This window comes from Haloarcula sp. 1CSR25-25, from assembly GCF_032027985.1.
GTDB lineage: Archaea > Halobacteriota > Halobacteria > Halobacteriales > Haloarculaceae > Haloarcula.
In genome coordinates this window covers 504,254-523,295 of sequence record NZ_JAHYBW010000002.1, presented here as the reverse complement: position 1 = coordinate 523,295, position 19,042 = coordinate 504,254, and the positions used below count along the sequence as shown (strand labels likewise).

Here is a 19,042-nt window from a genome sequence, read left to right as displayed (position 1 = left end):
GGTCGCTACCACGTCGGTGAGCCTGTAGTGTCTTGTGTCTCGGTACCAGGGCCCAGCCGATGCGTCGGAGACGTCCCGCGCCCCGCTCAGGCCCCGATCGTCGTCAGCGAGGCGATGGAGTCGGTGACGCGGCGTTCCATCCCCGTCCCGGTGAACCCCGGCGCGGGGTCGACGGCCTGTGCGTAGAACTCCGACTCGCCCCGGACGAACTCGACGCCGAGCGCCCGCGCGCCGAAGCGGTCCAGCAACTCCCGGACGCGGGCCGCGAGTGTCACCTCGACAGTCTCCTCGCTGACGACGTGGTCCAGCCCGGAGACTTCCGACCGGACCTGAATCGCTCGAAGATGGGTTTCGCGGCCGTCGTTGACGGCGAAGTACTTGTACTCGACGGGCTCCTCCTGAACCCGGGCCTGGTAGAAATCGCCTTCCTCACTGCTTGCCGGCACCCCGTCCCAGGAGTAGCGCGTCCGGGCGATGTAGTCGCAGTCGGGCTTTTCGAACCAGACGGTCGGTACCTGACAGCCGACGTGTTCCAGCCCGTGAAGGGCGACGAGCCGGCATGACAGCGCCGTCGTCGGCAGGAAGCCGTTCCACGTTTCGACCCCGACTCTGTCGGCGTACCGGAGGGCGCTGAACGATTCCGGCCGGAGCGTCGTGTTGACGAGCGCGGCCAGGTCGTCGATATCGGCTTCGGCCACCGGGTTCCCGGGGCGGAGGAACTGGACGTCGAACCCCCGTGCGGAGAGCCGCTCTGCGACGGCACCGAACACCGGATGCTCTGGCTCGCAGATAAAGCCGATGCGGTCCATACCGCCACATCTCAGCGGTCCGATAAAAAAGCCGCGCCAAACCGAACGACTGAGGCACGTCGCCTTCCAAGTGGGACTGTGATGGAGCCACCCAGTGTTGGGAGCTATCTCGGCGGTGGGACCTGGGACGTCGCCGCTGTCGTCCTCTCTGCCGTAGCCGTGGCAGTCCTGTGTGGCCTCGCCGTGGCCGCGTACCGACAGCGCAGGACGCGTCCGTACCTGTTGATCGCCCTGGCACTCACCGCACTGTTCGCCCGGCCGCTCGTCGCGCTGCTGTCGGGGTTCTCACTGGTCTCGGCACCGACCCACCACTTCCTCGAGCACGCGCTCGACACCCTCTTCGTCGTTCTCGTCCTCGGCGCAGTGTACTACGCTCGGACAGTCGAGAAACGCCTCGACGAGGAGGGACTATGAGCGACACCAGAGCCCGGATCTACCGACACATCGAGTCCAACCCGGGCGTTCACTTCCGGGGACTGACACGGGCGCTGGACCTCGCAACGGGACAGGTGCAGTACCACCTGGCCCGACTTGACCGTATCACCAGTGAGTCAATCAACGGGCGCACGCACTACTACGCGGCGTCGTTCACCCCCTGGGAGCGCCGCGCCATCGCCTTCCTCCGGCGGGAGACGGCGAGGGACGTCCTCGTTGTGCTCATAGAGCGCGAGGCGGCCCGCCCCGGAGCGGTGGCTGCCTACCTCGACATCGCCCGGAGCACGCTCGAACACCACGTCGACGGCCTGGTCGACCACGACATCGTCGAGAAGCGCCGAGACGAGCAAGGGGTGACGCTGGCGCTCTCTCGGCCGGCACGGACGGTCGAACTGCTCGCGGCGGTCGACCCCACGGTCCCCGACCGCCTGTCGGACCGCTTCGCCAGGTTACTCGACCGGTTCTTCGAGAGCGGATAGCCGGACTACCCGCAGACACCCGGTGCTTTCGAGTCTCGTACCACAACCCAATTGCAGGGGCAGTCCCTAGAGCGGGTGATGACTGAACGCGGCATCTCCCGACGCGAGTTCGCCAAGAGCGCCGTCGCCATCGGCGGCACCGCGGCGCTGGCCGCCTGTCTCGACCGCGGGTCGGGGACGGTACCGGATGGGACTGACGACCCCGCCTCGCTCCCGGAGCGCCAGCACGCCTGGGACGAGTCGCTGGCGACCGACGACGCGGGGAACCACCGGCTGTCGCGCCACCACGTCCTCCTGCTGCTTGAGTACACCGGCGACGGCACGCCGAGCGACGCCGACCGCGAGCAGGTCGAAACGGCGCTTCGGGACCTCGAGCGGGCCTACGAGTGGAGCACCGAGGGGCTGCTGTTCACGCTCGGGTACAGCCCGGCCTACTTCGACCGCTTCGAGGCCGACGTGGCCGGCGTCGACCTGCCCGAACCGACGGCGCTTGCCCCCTTCGAGGACCCCGAGTTCGACACGCCCGACGCGCTGTTGCACCTCGCGAGCGACGACGAGCGGGTCGTCATCGAGGCCGAGGAGGCGCTGGAAGGTAATCGAGAGGCCGCGAACGGCCACGAGATGACTGCGACCTTCGAGGGCGTTCTGCGCGAGGCGGACCGGCGGACGGGGTTCGTCGGGGCCGGCCTGCCCGCCGAGAACCAGGACGTCGACGGGGTTCCGGACTCCGAACCGGTTCCCGACGACGCCCCGCTGTTCATGGGGTTCAAGTCCGGCTTCGACGGCAATCAGGCCTCCGAGGACCGGGTGACGGTCGACTCGGGGCCGTTCGCCGGCGGCACGACCCAGCACCTCTCGAAGATACGGCTGCAACTCCAGCAGTGGTACGAGCAGGAGTCACAGGACCAGCGTGTCTCGAAGATGTTCTGTCCGGCCCACGCTGCCGAGGACAGGGTCGAGGGCGTCGGCGAGAACCTCGGCACGGACAGCGGCGTCGGCGAGTGTCCCGAAGATGTCGTCGAGAGTAGCCGACGGGAGGGGGTCGCCGGTCACGCACAGAAGGCCGCGCGGGCCCGTGACGGCGACTCGCCGCTCATCCTCCGCCGCGACTTCGACTCGACCGACGGCGGCGAGGCCGGGGTCCACTTCCTCTCGCTCCAGCAGTCTATCGCCGACTTCGTCGGGACGAAACAGGCGATGAACGGGACCGACGTGGCCGAAGACTCCGCCGTCGGCCAGCGCGTGAACAACGGCATCCTCCAGTACATGACGGTCAGACGACGCGGGAACTACCTGCTCCCGCCACGGTCGCTGCGCGCCCTGCCGCCGGCCGACCCGGCCTGAACCTGGCTTCTGTCGTCAGGACACGGGGTCGCGGTTCTCGACTGACTCACGAGCGACCGCGTCGGCACTGACGCTGTACCGGTACGACTGCGTGAAGTAGTCGGCTATCGGGCCCGCAGTCGCCGTCGAGTCGGCCGGGGGGTCGGTCGTCGAGGACCCCGTACAGGTGACGATGACATCGTACCCCCACGAGCGCCCGGTGACCTTGTCGACGCGGCAAGCGAGGGTCATCTGGGTATGCTCGCCCTGCCACAGCCCGTTGTAAACGCGGCGGTACTCGTATTCGTACGCGAACTCGCGGACCGAAGAGTCGTTCAGCGTCGCGGGCCGGTCGGGCCGGTCCTTCGGACCGTCATGGAACTCGACGGTTCCTGTCGGGGATGCAACGGTTGTCGCTGCCTCCGACGGGGACGCTGACCCCGGCGACGGTCCACCGAAACATCCCGCAGTCAGGACGACGAAGCCGAGGACCGCAGTGCGGGCAATCCTGGAGGACACGGCCGGGATTGCACCGACCGATAGCAAGTACTTTGTGCCGTTTCGGTTTCGCCACGACATTCGGCTATCGTACCAGAACGGTCTTTCAGATGAGGGTCCAAGAGCGGTCTATGAATCGCCGACAGTTCCTCGCCAGTGCCGGCCTCGCCGGCACGACGGTCCTGGCGGGGTGTGGCTCTCTGCGTTCCCAGTCGACGCGCGCACCGCCGCTGGTCGAGAACCGCCCCGACGCCACGTACCGCCCCACCCACGCCGAGGGGATGGGGATGGCCGGGATGGCGCAGGCGGGCGAGTACATGGTCGGGCTGAGCTACTCCTTTCCCCACCGATTCTGGACGGTGACCGGGACCACAGCGGAGAAGGCCAGCATCCGGAGCGAGGACAGCGTCCACCTGATGGCGACCGTCTGGGACCCCGAGACGGAGATGGTGCTCCCGGTGTCGGCCGGCCTCTCGATCACCGTCGAACGCGACGGCGAGACGGTCGCCGACAAGTCCCCGTGGCCGATGATATCACAGAACATGGGCTTTCACTACGGCGACAACTACGCGCTCGACGGCGACGGCGTCTACCAGCTGTCGGTCCGCGTCAACGGGATGGGCGAGCGCCGGCTGGGGGCCTTCGAGGGGCGGTTCGGCGACGCCGGCGAGGCCACGGTCGAGTTCGACTTCGCACAGAGCGCCCGCGACCAGCTCTCCTTCGAGGAGTTCCCGGACTCACAGGGCGAACGCGCCGCGGTCGACCTGATGAACATGGAGATGGTCCCGACCTCGCAACTCCCAGAGGTGTCTGCGCTGCCCGGGACGGTCCTCGGGACAGACAAGGGGAGCGACGGCGTCTACGCCGTCACGTGGCTCCGGGACGCCGCGTTCCTCGGCGACGGGGAGTCGTATCTCGCCGTCTCGGCCCGGACGCCGTACAACCGCGTCCCCTTGCCGATGATGTCGCTGGACGGGACCGTGGAAGCCGACGGCGAACAGGTGTTCGACGACGCGCTGACCGCCGGAATCCACCCCGAACTCGGGTATCATTACGGCGCAATCGTCGAGACGACAGTCGAAGAGCCGTCTGTCGGTGTCGACGTCGTTGCCCCGCCACAGGTGTCCCGTCACGAGGGCTACGAGACGGCGTTCCTGGCGACGCCCTCGTTCTCGTTTTCGGGGAGCTGAACGCCCTCAATCGCCGGTTCGGGTGCGTGATAGCGGCGCAGCTCACTCGACGGCGAACGGACTCGCAGTCCGTTGCCACGGCCACCCCGGGACCCGCGTCTGGACCCCGGCCGCGAGCGCTGCGTCGAGGTCGTCAGCGCCCGCGGCCGCTGTGTCGTCGCCGTGGGTTCGCACGTCCGCGACGTGAAACGTCGCCTCCGCGAGCAGCCGGAGCGGTTGCTCGCCGGCGATCATGGCCGCCAGCTCGCGGCCGAGGAGTTCGTCGACGACGAAGCCCGGGTAATCGCCTTCGACGTCCAGTTCTCGGAGCAGACGGACCAGCGCAGCGACGTTGACCGCGCGGTCGCCGTCGGCGAACACGTCGTCGATAGCGGCCGTATAGGCGTCGTCTGTGAGCGTCTCGACGTCCACGTCGAACTGTGCCCCGAGGTGGGCCCGCGTTTCGTTTACCAGCGGGACGACGTCGCCACGACGGTCCTGGACCCGTTCGTACTCCTCGCGGACTGTGTCGGGTGTCAGTCGCATGGCGTTGTCTCACACGGTGTGGGTTTACCCCTTTGGGCACACAGCGTGGCGACTGCGGTCCAGGTTCCGACCGCCGTATTGCGAAGGCTTTTATAACACGAGGGGAATACTGAGAAATAGAGGACGGTTTTCCGGACATCTCTCCACGTCCGGAGGCAACTCACCGATAACTGATGACTTTATTAGAGAGCGTACATCCCGCGGTATCAGGTCGGCCCGCACCAGTCGTGGACGGCCCCGCTACCGGGATTGCACCCCGTTTTGAGCTATGAGCACTGTAGACAAGCAACTCGAAGACGTGAAGGCAACGATCGACGACGAAGTCCCGCCCCGCATCTCCGTCTCGGATGTCACCTACGAGGGACCGGAGCTCGTCATATACACGCGGGACCCGAAGGAGTTCGCCGCGAACAGCGACCTCGTTCGCCGACTCGCGTCGAAACTCCGCAAACGAATCACGGTCCGCCCGGACCCGGACGTGCTGGCCCCGCCAGCCGAGGCCGAGGCGGCGATCCGGGAGATCATCCCCGAGGAAGCCGGCGTCATGGACCTGAAGTTCCACACCGACACCGGCGAGGTCGTCGTCCAGGCCCGGAAGCCCGGCGTCGTCATCGGTCGGCGCGGCTCGACCCTGCGTGACATCACCCGCGAGGTCGGGTGGACGCCCGAGGTCGTTCGAACGCCGCCCATCGAGTCCTCGACGGTCGAGAACGTCCGGAACTTCCTCAAGCAGGAACGGGAGGACCGCCGGGACATCCTCGAACGCGTCGGCCGGCAGATCCACCGCGAGCCAATGTCCGACGACGAGTACGTCCGCATCACGACGCTTGGCTGCTGTCGGGAGGTCGGCCGCGCCGCGTTCATCATCTCGACGCCGGACACGCGGGTCCTCATCGACTGTGGCAACAAGCCCGGCTCGAACGGCGAAACGCCGTATCTGGACGTCCCGGAGGCGTTCGGGGCCGGGGCCAACGGTATCGACGCCGTCGTCCTGACCCACGCGCATCTGGACCACTCCGCGCTGGTCCCGCTGCTGTTCGAGTACGGCTACGACGGCCCCGTTTACTGCACCGAGCCAACGCGGGACCTGATGGGCCTGCTGACGCTCGACTACCTCGGCACCGCAGCGGACGACGGCCGCACCCCGCCGTACGACTCCGAGATGGTCCGCGAGGCCATCAAACACACCATCCCGCTGGAGTACGGCGACGTCACCGACATCGCGCCGGACATCAAGCTGACCCTGCACAACGCCGGCCACGTCCTCGGCTCGTCGGTGTGTCACTTCCACGTCGGCGACGGCCTGTACAACGTCGCCTTCTCCGGCGACATCCACTACGACGACACGCGCCTGTTCGACGGCGCGGTCAACGACTTCCCGCGGGTGGAGACGCTCGTGCTGGAGTCGACCTACGGCGGCCGAAACGACTACCAGACCGACCAGGAGGACTCGGAGCGAAAGCTCAAGCAGATCGTCCAGAACGCCGCCGACCGCGACGGCAAGGTCCTCATTCCGACCTTCGCAGTCGGGCGGTCACAGGAGCTCATGCTCGTCCTCGAAGAGGCGATGCGAAACGGCGATATCCCGGAGATGCCGGTCCACCTCGATGGGATGATATGGGAGGCGACAGCCGTGCACACGACCTACCCGGAGTACCTCCGGGATGACCTGCAGGACCGCATCTTCGACGACGACAGGAACCCGTTCCTTGCCGAGCAGTTCAACCACATCGACGGCGGGGACGAGGAGCGACAGGAGATCGCCGACGGTGATTCCTGTATCATCCTCTCTACGTCCGGGATGCTCACCGGCGGGCCGGTCATGTCTTGGCTCGAAGAAATCGGCCCCGACCCGGACTCGGCGCTCACCTTCGTCGGCTATCAGGCCCAGGGAACGCTCGGCAACCGAATCCAGCGCGGCGTCGACGAGGTGCCCGTCGGGAACGGGCGCAGCGAGACGGTCCCACTGGAGATGACCGTCGAGACAGTCGACGGCTTCTCCGGCCACGCCGACCGACAGGGGCTTGAGAACTTCGTGAAGACGATGAACCCCCGACCCGAGAAGATCCTCTGTGTCCACGGCGACGAATCCGCGACACAGGACCTCTCCTCGTCGCTGTACCACGACCAGAACATCCGGACCTTCGCGCCGGAGAACCTCGAAACGTTCCGCTTTCGCTGATTCGGCCATCGTTCCCGGTTCGCTGTCCCCCCGACAGCCGGACGAACCTCTATACCGCAGGCGGGTGAACCACTAGATATGGACCTCATAAAGTACTTCGACGAACTCGAACCTGTCGGGATGGTACTTATCGGACTCGTGCTGTTTATCATCCCAGAGCCCGCGACCTCGACGCTCGGGGTCGGCCTGATTGTGCTGGGCGGCGCGTGGTGGTTCTACGAGTGGAACCGGTAAGGGGGTACCGATGGACCACGACCGCATTCACGCGCGGGAGCCGTCACACCACCGCGACCGCTGGACGGTCGGCACGATAACCGGGATGACAGAACGGGACGGCCACTGCGTCGTCACCGTCGAAGACGAGTCCGGCGAGCCGACCGAGCTCGTCGTCACCATGGCTGTCCGGGACCTGTTCGTCAGTCGGCTGGACATCGGCGACGACGAGAGCCCGGTCGGTGAGCGCGTCTGGTTCCGGGAACGCGGTGGGTAGGAGCCGGCTACGGTACCGTCTGGTCAGCGTTCGACGCCCCGGACGTCTGGCGCTGGGGCGGGTCGCTACGACAGGTCGACGGTCCGGTCGGCCCATCGTCGGAGTCGGCCGAGCGCGTCCCGCTCGGCCCGGGAGACCGGGTCGTCGACGCCCAGTTCCTCGCTGTCGAAGGCGTTGAGGACGGCCACGTCCGCCCCGTCACAGTACCCGGTGAGCCGGCTGACGGCGGCGGGTTCGTGCTGGAACGGAATCGTCGCGTCGTTGACGAACACCGCCCGCGGGTTCTCCGGGAGCGCGTCGAGCTGTCGCTCGGCACAACGAGCGTTTTCCCGGGCGAGCGCGACGGCCTGCTCGGCCGTCTCGCTCTCGGCGCGGGGCGCACTGGCGTCGATTCGGCCGACCCGGACCGCCTCCGGGACGGTAGTGAAGCGGTCGAGACGACCGCCCAGAACGGCCCCCTCCCGTTCGAGCTCGGGCGCGAAATCCAGAACGACGACGCCGTCGGTCCCCTCGCGGTCGAGCCAGGCCTCGAGGGCGGCAGCGGTCGTCCGCGTCTTGCCGGCGTTCGAGGGACCGGTGACCAGCGTCGACCCGGTGAGGGGGAACTGGACGCCGGTCACGCGAGGAGTTCCTCCCGCAGGAACTTCCCGCCGAGGCCGGTCATAGCGAGGCCGAGCGCGACGGCAAAGGCCAGCACGAACCCAGAGAGCGGGCCGACGCCGCCGCCGAGCTGTTCGACGACGAAGTTCCCGGCCAGTCCGCCCGAGACAGCGACGAGCGCCAGCCCGCCGACGTTGGCCAGCGTCGAGTTCGACTCCGGAACCGCGTCGGAGTTCAGGAGATAGAGGACGAGGGCGATGACGAAGGGCGTGCCGACGGTGCCGAGTGCGAGCACGAGGACGAGCTGGCCGAGCACGTTCCCGCCGATGAACGCCCCCGGCGCGGACAGAAGCGCCACGGCGACGAGCAGCCCGCGGTAGCGGCTGTCCTCGATGGTGGTCCCCCAGCCGAGCTTGTCGGCGAGCAGGAACGGCGGGACGATGGTGTTGCCCCCGAGCGTCGACACGGCAGCGCCCCAGAGACCGAGCAGGAACAACCAGCGGGCGCTGTCACCGACCAGCGGGCCAAGCGCCTCCGCAGCCCCGACCGTCGTGATGTCCCCGGAGGTGAGCACGCTTGCGGTCACCAGGAAGATGGCAAGACTGTAGATGCCAAACGCCACCAGCATGGACGCCCCCACGTCGACCGTCGCGAGGTCGTAGTCCTCGCGGGTCCAGCCCCGTGCCCGCATCGTGTAGGAGTGCATCGTGATGAGCGTGATGTGGACCGCACCGCCGAGGATGCCGGCCGCGACCAGCGCGCTCCCGGAGGGGACGGACGGTATCAGCCCGGTCGCCGCCGCGCCCGCGTCGATGGGCACGACGAACAGGCTGGCGACGAACGCGACGACGACCAGCAACACGAGCACTTTCGCGGCCAGTTCCAGAAAGCGGTAGCCGCCGCCCGCCAGTCCCACCGCGAGGAGCAGCGCCCAGGCGACGCCCCAGATTCGCGCGTCGATACCCGTCACTGTCGCCGAGACCGTGGCGACGGTCTTCATGATTACCAGTTGTGCCACGCCGGCGGCAAGCACAGCGTCGCCGACCAGCAGCCACGCCCACGTGTCGCCGAGGTGGTCCTCGACGACGGCGACGATGCCCCGCTCGGTCAGCAGCCCCAGCCGCATCGCGAGATACTGCGCCAGCGCCCCCGCCCCCGCAGAGAGGACGACGACCCACAGGAGACTGTAGCCGAACGCGCCGCCAGCGGTGACGAGGCTGGCAATCGTCGCCGGGCCGGCGGCGATGGCGCCCGCAATCCAGGACGGCCCCATCGCTTCGACGTAGTCACCGACTGTGCCCCTGCTCACAGCCGAACTGTCGACGGTTTCGGTCGGACTCATACCTCCGGCTTGGGTGGGCCCCCCTCAAAACCCTGCCGACATATCTTCCGGTGGTATTCTGCAGTAATTCAACCGCCTTACGGCGGTTTTGTCGAGACGTCGGTGTTAGCATAACGACGCGGCATCCGCTCACCAAGTGGAACGCTGACGAAAGCGGGAGAAGCCGGTCAGGGTCACAGTTCGACGGTTCCGAGGTCCGATTCCAGGTCGTCGACGTGCTCGTTGTACGCCGCGATGAAGTCCGCGAACTGCGGGGCGTACTCGCGGATGTCGGCCGCCGAGGGCGGTTCGTACTGTGAGAGGAGATAGAGCCCGTTGCTGCCGCCGACGCGGAGATACGACGCGCCGTCGGTGTCCCACTTCAGCTCCCAGCGCGTGCCGCCAATTCTGTCGGTGAAGGTCCCGTACTCTCCGCCCTCGTAGCGCTGGAGCTCCCGGGCGATCCGGTCACAGATTTCCCGGATGCGCCCGAGTACGCGGTCGCGCTCGGCCACGACGCCGTCGGTGGTGGCGATGTCGGGGAACTCCGTCGACACGTCGTCGAGCACGCCGTCGAGCGACGCGACGTAGTCGTTGAACCCCTCGACGAAGGCGTCGTAGTCGGCGAGTGCGGCCGCCAGCGGCTCCGGTTCCGGCGGCTGTTTGGTCGAGATGACGTACGTGTCCGAGCCACGCGACGGCGAGAACCGGAGGTACTCCAGGTCGCCGCCCTCGTATTTCACGGTCCATTCGCCGCGGTCGGTCTCGACGTCCGCCTGTCCGTAGTCGCCGCCCTCCAGCCGGGCGAGCTGGTAGGCGACCTGTCCGGCGTGGTCCCGGACCGCCGCGACCAGTTCGTCACGCTGCTGTGCAACGGCCGTCGCGTCGGCGGGGTCCACCGGTGGCCACTCTGTCACAGTAGACGGAAGCGACGGGACAGCAATAACAGGCTCGGTCGGCTACTCGGACTCCAGCAAGGCGTCGTCGCCGTGGCGCTCGCGGAGCGCCTCGAAGTACTCGCGCTGCTCGTCGATGTTCGACGTCGACTCCGCGTACACGTCGGCGAAGAGGTCCGTCGGGTCGGCGGCGTGTGCTTCGGCGTTGTCGATAATCTCGCCGAGGCGCTCGTCGATGGTGTCGTCCATCACGTCGAGTTTCTTGTCGTCCAGCAGGTCACAGTTTCTGAGGAACCGCTCCATGCGGTCCAGCGGGTCGCGTTCGCGCCACTCCTCGACCTCCGCCTCGTCCCGGTACACGTCCGGGTCGTCGGCGGTCGTGTGCGCGCCGAAGCGGTACTGAACGGCCTCGACGAATATTGGTTCCTGCGCCCCGCCGTCGGCTCCCACGGCCCGCTCCCGTGCGGCCTCGGTGACGGTGTAGGTCGCCAGCGGGTCCATCCCGTCGACCTGAACGCCGTCGAAGCCGTACGCGTCGGCCTTCTGGGCCAGCGTCGGGCTGGCGGTCTGGCGCTCCCGGGGCACGGAGATAGCCCACTGATTGTTGTTACAGAAGAACACCGTCGGCGTCTCGAACACGCCGGCGAAGTTCATCGCCTCGTGGAAGTCCCCCTCGCTGGTGGCGCCGTCGCCGAAGTGGACGACGCCCGCCCGCTGGTCGCCCTTGCGCTTTGCCGCCCACGACCACCCGACGGCGTGGGGGAGGTGCGCGCCGATGGAGATGTTCAGCGGGAACACGTTCACGTCGCCGATGGCCGCGTTGCCCGCCTCGTGGCCCATCCAGTAGAGGACGTACTCCCAGGGGAGCCCGCGGGCGACGAGTGCGCCGTGTTCCCGGTACTGGTAGAAGACCGTGTCCTCGTCGGCCAGCGCGTAGGTCGAGCCGACCTGTGCCCCCTCCTGGCCCGCCAGCGAGGAGTAGGTGCCGAGTCGGCCCTGGCGCTGGAGGCTTATCATCCGCTCGTCGAACCGGCGGGCAAAGCGCATATCGCGGTACATCGACACCAGCGCCTCGTCGGACAGGTCCGGGATGAGGTCGGGGTCGACGATTTCCCCGTCCGCATCCAGCGCCTGTATGCGGTCGTCGGGAGCCCGATTGAGCACGTCACGTGACATTTCGTACCGCTACAGTCGAAGCGGACGAGCAAAAAGCTGTGTCTGTGGCCGCTCAGTCGAGCCACTCCAGCACGCGCCGACGGGCGTCGGCCTGGTCTTCGGGCATCACTTCGAGGACGACGGCCCCGTCGAAGCGAGCGTCGAGAACCTCGGCGGTCCGTTCCAGCGGGATGTCGCCGTCACCGAACGCCAGCCCGTCCGCAAGTGCCGTGCCGTCGGTGAAATGTACGACCTGAATCTGGTCACCGTAGTTCTCCAGGAGGGCCGACAGCGAATCCAGATACGCAGGCTCGGACATGAACAGGTGGGCCGTATCGAGCACCAGGTCGTGGCCGCGGTCGAGCAGGAGGGTTGCCAGCGAGAACTGGCTCGCGCCGGGGTTGTTCTCGTACCCGCAGGGGGCGGCGAAGTCGTAGCTGTCTAGTTGGTCCGTGTGAGTATGCTGGGCGTACTGGCTGTGGACCACGAGGTAGGCGTCGAGGTGCTCGGCCAGGGCGTCGCTCCGCCGAAACGGCTCCGGGTCGTCTGGGCAGGCATGAAGCGTGTGGACCGACGCCGCGGAGACGGGTGACTGTTCGACTATCGCTGCGGTAGCCGCCACGTCGTCGAGGTCAGGCGGTCGCAGGTGGAGTTCCACGCTGTCGAAACCCCGGTCGGCTGCGTCGTCGAGCTCGGCTGGGGTCGGCGGGCACTTGCCGACGAGATGCATTGCAGGGGAGTTCCACGACGGCGAAAATAAAACAGTCCATTCGCCGACGCCGCTGGCCCGAGCACTCATGTCATTTCTGCCCGAGGAATCGATGGTGCCCGGCAAGGCGAACGCGGAGGCGGACGAGAGTGGGGTGCCACGCTGGCGAGAACAACTCCTCTCCGAGCCCAACGCGACGGTGTTTCTGGCCCTGTTCGCTTTGGTGACACTCGCTGTCGTTGCCTACAACGCAGTCACCATCCTGCAGTACCGCGGGGTAATAACGGCTGCTACGGATATTTGAGGGGCTGAAGCCGTCCGATTCAGGAACACCGGGGTTAAATACCACTGGGTGTGACCACTGTGTAATGAAACGACGTTCCTTCCTGACAGCGGCCGGCGCGACGGTGTCCGCCTCGTTTGCCGGCTGTGCCGGGCTGGGCGGCAACGACGGGGCGAGCACCGAGGTGTCGAACACCGGCGAGGCGACTGCGGACGGAACGACGGCTGGCGACGCCGGCGGTGCCGAGGAGACGCTCGTCGTCGGGACCTACAGCGCGTTCATCGACTCGCCGTCGACGAGTCCGGGCGCGTGGGTGAAACAGCGCTTCGAGGAGGCGTTCGACGCCCGCCTCGTCTGGCAGACGCCGAGCAACGAGCTCAACCATTACATCGAGCGCCGCAACGCCGGCGTCGACATCGAGGCCGATATGTACCTCGGGCTGAACACCGACCACCTCGTCCGTGTCGACCAGAACCTCGACGACGGGCTGTTCGCCGAGGTCGGTGACGTGGCCGGCCAGGACGACATCAAACCGGGGCTGCAGTTCGACCCCGACGGCCGGGCGATCCCCTACGACACCGGCTACATCAGCCTGGTGTTCGACGGCACGGCGACCACAGCGCCGGAGACCTTCGACGGCCTGCTGGCCGAGGAACACGCCGGCGACCTCATCACGCAGAACCCCGCCAGTTCGGCGACCGGGCGGGCGTTCCTGCTGCACACGATAAAACAGTTCGGCCCCGACGGCTACTTGGACTACTGGAGCGACCTGCAGGACAACGACGTTCGGGTGCTTGGCTCCTGGAGCGACGCCTACAGCGCGTGGTCGGGCGGCGAAGCGCCGATGGTCGTCTCCTACTCTACCGACCAGGTGTTCGCCGACCAGAACGACGCCGACCTGGAGGAACACCAGATACGGTTCCTGAACGACCAGGGCTACGCCAACCCGGAGGGGATGGCGGTGTTCGAGGGGGCGGACACGCCCGACCTCGCCCGGGAGTTCATGGGCTTTCTCCTGCGCCCGGACATCCAGGGCGAAATCGCGGTGAGGAACGTCCAGTTCCCGGCGACCGAGTCCGCCGAGCTCCCGGAGGACTACGCCGAGCTGGCACAGGAGCCCCCGGAACCGGTCACCTTCGGCTACGACGAACTCAAGGGCTCCGTCTCGGGCTGGATATCGGACTGGGAACGGCAGTTCGCCTCGAACTGACAACGACCGACTGTGGCCCGAGATTCAGGCGGCGGCGCAGACGACGACGGTGGCGAGGGGGCGACGGAGACAGCGGACAGAACCCGCGTGTGGGGCCGAGCTATCCGCAAGAGCCTCGAACGCCGGGGGCTGCTGGCGCTTGCGACGGCGACGGTCGCGCTGTTGCTTGGCATCTTCTACTACCCGGTGGCGACGGTGTTCGTCGACAGCGTCCTCGTCGACGGCCGCCCGACCGGCCGGGTGTTCGTCTCGATACTGCAGGACCCGTTCTATCTCGGCGAGCCGGCGCGGCTGCTCGCCGGCGAGCCGGTAGCGGCGGTCGTCGAGAGCGCCCTGTCGCCGGACCGGCGGCTGGGCGTCATCGGCTTCACGGCGTATCAGGCCGCGCTGTCGACAGTCGCCAGCGTCGCCCTGGGCCTGCCGGCGGCGTATCTGCTGGCCCGGTTCGAGTTCCCGGGACGACGGACGCTCCGGTCGCTGACGATTCTCCCCTTCGTCCTCCCGTCGATAATGGTCGCCGTGGGATTCGTCGCCACGTTCGGGCAGCGCGGGACGCTCAACGCCGTGCTCGGCGCGCTCGGTCTGGGACAGGTGAACCTCCTGTTCACGCTGGAGGCCGTCATCGTCGCCCACGCGTTCTACAACGCCCCACTCGTCGCGCGGGTGACCACCGCCGCCTGGGAGTCCGTCGACGCCAGCGCGGTGGAGACGGCGCGGAGCCTCGGCGCGAGCCCGTTCCGGGCGTTCCGTGACGTGGTCGCCCCGCAGCTGTACCCGTCGGTGCTTATGGGCGCGGCGCTGACCTTCGTGTTCACCTTCAGCACGTTCCCCATCGTCCTCGCGCTGGGCGGGTTCCAGCTGGCGACCGTCGAGGTGTTCGTCTACCGGCTCATCCGTGACCTGGAGTACGCCGAGGCGGCCGCGCTTGCGCTGCTCGAGCTCGGTATCTCGCTGGGGCTGCTGTACGCGTATCTCCGGTACGAGGCCAAGCACACCGTCCGGTCGCGGGGGATTCGACCGCTCCCGCGGCGGCCGCTGACACCACCGTCGCTCTCGGTCCGTGAACTGCTTCCCAGAACGGGCCTCGCGGTCTACGCCGTCGTCGCGCTGGCGGTGTTCGTCGCGCCGATGGCGAGCATGGTTCTGGCCAGCCTCAGCGGGCCAGAGGGGCTGACGCTGGCGAACTACCGGTTCCTCCTCGACCGGCAGACGACCGGCGCAGCGTTCCAGGTCCAGCCGTGGGATGCGGTCAGGAACTCGCTGCTGTTCGGCGTCGCCTCGCTCGCCGTCGCCCTCCCGATGGGCGTCGTCGTGGCCGTGTTGACGACGCGGGACTACCGCGGCCGGAAGCTCGTCGACGCCGTCGCGATGGCCCCCCTCGCCGTGTCGGGCATCGTCGTCGGCCTCGGCCTGCTCCGGGGCCTCGTCTTCGGCGTCGAAATCGGCGGGTCCCGCCTCGCCGTCGGCGGCGGCCTCGCCATCGTCGCCGCCCACGCCGTCGCCGGCTACCCGTTCGTCGTCCGCACCGTCGCGCCCGGCCTCGAAAGCGTCGACCAGACGCTCGTTGAGTCCGCCCGCGCGCTCGGCGCGCCGCGTGCCAGGGCGCTCGTGGACATCGAACTCCCCCTGGTGTGGCCGGCCGTCGTCGCCGGGGCCGCCTTCGCCTTTGCCATCTCTATCGGGGAGTTCTCGGCGACGATTGTACTCGCCTCCGGGACGAACCAGTTCACGATGCCCATCGCCATCGAGCGGTTCATCGGCCGACGGCTCGGCCCCGCGACCGCTATGGGCGTCGTCCTGCTCGCCGTCACCAGCGCGAGCTTCCTGCTCATCGACCGGCTTGGGGGTGACGACGTTGGGTTCTGAGGGGGCGCCGCCGGAGGGCGCCGACGCGGACTCCGCCGGCCCACCGGCCGTCGAGCTCGACGGCGTCACCAGACGCTACGGCGGGACGACCGCCGTCTCCGCCCTCTCGCTGTCGGTCCGCGAGGGCGAGTTCTTCACCCTCGTCGGCCCCTCGGGCTGTGGCAAGACGACGACGCTCCGGCTCGTCGCCGGCTTCGAGGCGCCGACGCAGGGGTCGGTCCGGTTCGGCGGCGAGTCCGTCACCGGCGTCCCGCCGGAGGACCGCGACGTGGGCGTCGTCTTCCAGAACTACGCGCTGTTCCCGCATATGACCGTCGGGGAGAACGTCGCCTACGGGCTCCAGTTCTCCGACCCGCCCGGCGGCGGCAGCGAGGCAGCGCGAGTCCGGGACCTGCTGGAGTTGGTGGACCTCGGCGGCATGGCGGACAGAGACCCCGACACGCTCTCTGGCGGCCAGCAACAGCGGGTGGCGATGGCCCGCGCGCTGGCTCCCGGCCCCGACGTACTCCTGCTCGATGAGCCGATGAGTGCCCTCGATGCGAAGCTCCGGGAACGGTTGCGTGTGCAGGTCCGCGAGATACAGCGGGAACTGGGTATCACGACCATCTACGTCACCCACGACCAGGAGGAGGCGCTGGCCGTGTCCGACCGCGTGGCGGTCATGCGCGACGGGACGCCGGAGCAGGTCGCGCCGCCGCGGACCGTCTATCGGGAGCCGGCGACTGAGTTCGTCGCCACCTTCGTCGGCGACAACAACGTGCTCAGCGGCGAGGTCACGGCGGTGCGGTCGAGCACCGATTCGGACGGCGGACGTGGACAATCCATCGCGGACGTGACGGTCGACGGCACGACGCTGTCGGTGGGACTGGACGGCGAGGGCGACCGGGCGTCCGCTGTCCCGTCCGGGGACCGGCTCACGTTCTGTGTTCGGCCGGAACGGCTCACTGTCGACGGGGACCGAAACGCCCTGACGGCGACGGTCACGAGCGCGGAGTTCCTCGGGGAGACCACGCGGGTTCACCTCGACTGGGACGGTCGGGAGCTCCTGTTGCGGACCGAGGAGCCGCCGGAGGGCACCGTCACGGTCGGCTTCGACCCGGACGACGCACATATTGTCGGCGGGCCATAGCCTCTCGCTGATTGTCGGCGGACCGTTAGCCCTGCCGGTCCGCGCACGCGTGCGCGCGAAGCCCTCATACGTTCTCGGCACCTACATGTAGTGATGACACCACAGAAGCCATCCGCTGACGACGAGCAGGCCGCTGGCGGTCGAACGACCGATGCGGACTCGGCGGTCGACTACGAGACGGTGTCGGTTCCGGCGCTGGTCGTCGGCGCTGGCGCTGCCGGGGCGCGGGTCGCCATCGGGCTCGCCCAGAACGGTGTCGAGCCGCTGGTCATCGGGAAACGGGACCACGGCGACGCGCACACGACGTGGGCGGCCGGCGGCATCAACGCCTCGCTGGGGTCGCTCGACCCCGAGGACGACTGGACGATTCACGCGGCCGATACGCTAGACGAGGGCCACTTCATCAACGACCCGAAGGCGGTCGAACTGACGGCCAAGCACATGCCCGACCGCATCCGGGAACTCGACGACTGGGGGATGCCGTTCGACCGCACCGAGGACGGGAAGATCAATCAGCGGTACTTCGGCGCGCAGTCGTTCCGCCGGACCTGCTTCGTCGGCGACCGCACGGGCGAGGCGATGCTGGATACGCTCGTCGCGAAGGCCCAGTCGCTGGAGATCCCCTACCGCGACAACGTGATGATAACGCGGCTGCTCTCCGACGGCGACCGCGTCTACGGCGCGGCCGGCTACGACATGGAGAGCGGCGGGTTCGTCCTCTTCGAATCGGACCACGTCGTGCTGGCCGCCGGTGGCTCCTCCGCGCTGTACAACCGCCACTCCTCGCGCGACGAGGAGAACAACGGCGACGGCCCGGCGCTGGCGCTCGAAGCCGGCGCGTCGCTGATGGACATGGAGTTCGTCCAGTTCCACCCGACGGGGATGGTCGGCGACCGCTACGGCGAGGACTGGGACGGCCGGCTCGTCACCGAGGCGGTCCGGGGCGAGGGCGGCCGGCTGCTCAACACGAACGGCGAGCGGTTCATGGAGAGGTACTCGCCGGACCAGATGGAACTCGACGCGCGAGATGTGGTGGCCCGCGCCATCGCACAGGAACTCCGCGAAGGCCGTGGAACGGAGAACGGCGGCGTCTACCTGGACATCTCCCATCGCGACGACGAGTACATCAAATCGCGGCTCCCGCGGATGTACGAGCGGTTCATGGACCTCGGCGTCGACATCACCGAGAAGCCGATGGAGGTCGCGCCGACCGCCCACTACTCGATGGGCGGCGTCGACATCGACTTCGAGACCGGCGAGACCGGCGTCGAGGGGCTCTACGCCGTCGGCGAGACGGTGGCGGGCGTCCACGGTGCGAACCGCCTCGGCGGGAACTCGCTGGCCGAGACGGTCGCCATCGGCGCGCTCGTCGGCGACCACGTCGCGGGTGAGGTGACTGCGGAAAGCCGGGCGGGCGGCGGCCTGCCGGCTGGTCAGCGCGCTATCGCCGAGCGCGAGTTCCGCTCGCTGCGGGAGCTGGAGGCCTCGGACGGCGACGAGACGCCCGAACAGCTACTGGCGGACCTCGGCGACCTGCTGTGGGAGCACGCCGGTATCCTCCGCAACGGCGAATCACTGTCGGACGGGCTCGCAGCGCTTGCCGCCCTCCGTGAGCGGACGGGGAACATCGGCGTCGAGGGCGACCGGACCAGCCTGTCGTTCGAACTCGCCGTCGACCTCTCGTTCAGCCTCACGGTCGCAGAGGCCTTGCTGCTGAGTGCACGTGAGCGAGACGAGTCCCGTGGCGCACATTACCGCACTGACGCCCCTGACGTCGACCCCGACTGGCGCCGGAACATCCTCGTGGACCGCGGCGACACCGGATTCGAACTGACGACCCGCGGCGTCGCCGAGCCGAGCGAGGCCGTCAGCGAGGCGGTCGAAGTCGGCTACGAACTCGACTACCATCACCTCGAATGAGGACGCTGCCGTCGTCGAGGCC

General features: G+C 68.1%; 20 protein-coding genes. 12 read left to right on the top strand and 8 right to left on the bottom strand.

Going from position 1 to position 19,042, the window contains the following annotated elements; translation table 11 throughout:
• Positions 1 to 86: 86 nt before the first annotated feature.
• Positions 87 to 809, bottom strand: a complete 723-nt coding sequence (locus KZ498_RS07810) for a hypothetical protein (protein ID WP_312618123.1) — start codon at positions 807 to 809, stop codon at positions 87 to 89.
• Between the two features lie 81 nt (positions 810 to 890).
• On the opposite strand from KZ498_RS07810, the gene KZ498_RS07805 reads away from it, so the two are divergent.
• From KZ498_RS07805 to KZ498_RS07795, 3 genes are all read left to right on the top strand, one after another.
• Positions 891 to 1,223, top strand: a complete 333-nt coding sequence (locus tag KZ498_RS07805) for a hypothetical protein (RefSeq protein WP_312618122.1) — start codon at positions 891 to 893, stop codon at positions 1,221 to 1,223.
• The gene (locus tag KZ498_RS07800) at positions 1,220 to 1,723 is read left to right on the top strand and encodes an ArsR family transcriptional regulator (RefSeq protein ID WP_312618121.1); all 504 of its coding nucleotides are present in this window, start codon (positions 1,220 to 1,222) and stop codon (positions 1,721 to 1,723) included. The genes KZ498_RS07805 and KZ498_RS07800 overlap by 4 nt, the downstream gene beginning before the upstream one ends.
• Positions 1,724 to 1,801: 78 nt before the next feature.
• On the top strand, positions 1,802 to 3,067 hold the full coding sequence (locus KZ498_RS07795; protein ID WP_312618120.1) for a Tat pathway signal protein: 1,266 nt from the start codon (positions 1,802 to 1,804) through the stop codon (positions 3,065 to 3,067).
• Positions 3,068 to 3,082: 15 nt separating this feature from the next.
• On the opposite strand, the gene KZ498_RS07790 is transcribed toward KZ498_RS07795, so the two are convergent.
• On the bottom strand, positions 3,083 to 3,565 hold the full coding sequence (locus KZ498_RS07790) for a hypothetical protein (protein ID WP_312618119.1): 483 nt from the start codon (positions 3,563 to 3,565) through the stop codon (positions 3,083 to 3,085).
• A gap of 110 nt (positions 3,566 to 3,675) precedes the next feature.
• Between KZ498_RS07790 and KZ498_RS07785 the strand changes: the two genes are divergently transcribed.
• Positions 3,676 to 4,734 (top strand): hypothetical protein, encoded by a 1,059-nt coding sequence (locus KZ498_RS07785; RefSeq protein WP_312618118.1) that lies wholly within the window; start codon positions 3,676 to 3,678, stop codon positions 4,732 to 4,734.
• A 42-nt stretch (positions 4,735 to 4,776) separates the two neighbouring features.
• On the opposite strand, the gene KZ498_RS07780 is transcribed toward KZ498_RS07785, so the two are convergent.
• On the bottom strand, positions 4,777 to 5,259 hold the full coding sequence (locus KZ498_RS07780) for a hypothetical protein (protein ID WP_312618117.1): 483 nt from the start codon (positions 5,257 to 5,259) through the stop codon (positions 4,777 to 4,779).
• A gap of 268 nt (positions 5,260 to 5,527) precedes the next feature.
• Here KZ498_RS07780 and KZ498_RS07775 point away from each other — a divergent pair, with 268 nt between their 5' ends.
• The 3 genes from KZ498_RS07775 to KZ498_RS07765 all read left to right on the top strand — a co-directional run bounded on the left by KZ498_RS07775 (position 5,528) and on the right by KZ498_RS07765 (position 7,931).
• Positions 5,528 to 7,441 (top strand): beta-CASP ribonuclease aCPSF1, encoded by a 1,914-nt coding sequence (locus tag KZ498_RS07775; RefSeq protein ID WP_312618116.1) that lies wholly within the window; start codon positions 5,528 to 5,530, stop codon positions 7,439 to 7,441.
• A gap of 78 nt (positions 7,442 to 7,519) precedes the next feature.
• Positions 7,520 to 7,675, top strand: a complete 156-nt coding sequence (locus tag KZ498_RS07770) for a hypothetical protein (RefSeq protein ID WP_312618115.1) — start codon at positions 7,520 to 7,522, stop codon at positions 7,673 to 7,675.
• A 10-nt stretch (positions 7,676 to 7,685) separates the two neighbouring features.
• The gene (locus KZ498_RS07765; protein WP_312618114.1) at positions 7,686 to 7,931 is read left to right on the top strand and encodes a hypothetical protein; all 246 of its coding nucleotides are present in this window, start codon (positions 7,686 to 7,688) and stop codon (positions 7,929 to 7,931) included.
• A 65-nt stretch (positions 7,932 to 7,996) separates the two neighbouring features.
• On the opposite strand, the gene KZ498_RS07760 is transcribed toward KZ498_RS07765, so the two are convergent.
• From KZ498_RS07760 to KZ498_RS07740, 5 genes are all read right to left on the bottom strand, one after another.
• Positions 7,997 to 8,551 (bottom strand): hypothetical protein, encoded by a 555-nt coding sequence (locus KZ498_RS07760; protein WP_312618113.1) that lies wholly within the window; start codon positions 8,549 to 8,551, stop codon positions 7,997 to 7,999.
• On the bottom strand, positions 8,548 to 9,873 hold the full coding sequence (locus KZ498_RS07755; RefSeq protein WP_312618112.1) for a divalent metal cation transporter: 1,326 nt from the start codon (positions 9,871 to 9,873) through the stop codon (positions 8,548 to 8,550). The genes KZ498_RS07760 and KZ498_RS07755 overlap by 4 nt, the downstream gene beginning before the upstream one ends.
• A gap of 173 nt (positions 9,874 to 10,046) precedes the next feature.
• Positions 10,047 to 10,751: a hypothetical protein gene (locus KZ498_RS07750; RefSeq protein ID WP_312618516.1), complete on the bottom strand. Its 705-nt coding sequence runs from the start codon at positions 10,749 to 10,751 to the stop codon at positions 10,047 to 10,049.
• A 60-nt stretch (positions 10,752 to 10,811) separates the two neighbouring features.
• On the bottom strand, positions 10,812 to 11,924 hold the full coding sequence (gene pdhA, locus KZ498_RS07745) for a pyruvate dehydrogenase (acetyl-transferring) E1 component subunit alpha (protein WP_312618111.1): 1,113 nt from the start codon (positions 11,922 to 11,924) through the stop codon (positions 10,812 to 10,814).
• Positions 11,925 to 11,976: 52 nt separating this feature from the next.
• The gene (locus KZ498_RS07740) at positions 11,977 to 12,633 is read right to left on the bottom strand and encodes a TIM barrel protein (RefSeq protein WP_312618110.1); all 657 of its coding nucleotides are present in this window, start codon (positions 12,631 to 12,633) and stop codon (positions 11,977 to 11,979) included.
• Positions 12,634 to 12,700: 67 nt separating this feature from the next.
• Here KZ498_RS07740 and KZ498_RS07735 point away from each other — a divergent pair, with 67 nt between their 5' ends.
• The 5 genes from KZ498_RS07735 (at position 12,701) to KZ498_RS07715 (ending at position 19,020) form a co-directional block, all read left to right on the top strand.
• Entirely contained in the window at positions 12,701 to 12,916 is a 216-nt protein-coding gene (locus tag KZ498_RS07735; RefSeq protein ID WP_312618109.1) for a hypothetical protein, read from the top strand.
• A 64-nt stretch (positions 12,917 to 12,980) separates the two neighbouring features.
• Positions 12,981 to 14,105 carry a thiamine ABC transporter substrate-binding protein gene (locus tag KZ498_RS07730; RefSeq protein WP_312618108.1) on the top strand — a complete coding sequence of 375 codons (1,125 nt, stop codon included), beginning with the start codon at positions 12,981 to 12,983 and terminating at the stop codon, positions 14,103 to 14,105.
• Positions 14,106 to 14,117: 12 nt separating this feature from the next.
• Entirely contained in the window at positions 14,118 to 15,971 is a 1,854-nt protein-coding gene (locus KZ498_RS07725; RefSeq protein ID WP_312618107.1) for an iron ABC transporter permease, read from the top strand.
• Positions 15,952 to 17,100, top strand: coding sequence for an ABC transporter ATP-binding protein (locus tag KZ498_RS07720; RefSeq protein ID WP_396276102.1), 1,149 nt, complete (start codon positions 15,952 to 15,954; stop codon positions 17,098 to 17,100). Before KZ498_RS07725 ends, KZ498_RS07720 begins: the two co-directional genes overlap by 20 nt.
• A gap of 93 nt (positions 17,101 to 17,193) precedes the next feature.
• The gene (locus KZ498_RS07715; RefSeq protein WP_312618105.1) at positions 17,194 to 19,020 is read left to right on the top strand and encodes an FAD-dependent oxidoreductase; all 1,827 of its coding nucleotides are present in this window, start codon (positions 17,194 to 17,196) and stop codon (positions 19,018 to 19,020) included.
• Positions 19,021 to 19,042 lie beyond the last annotated feature (22 nt).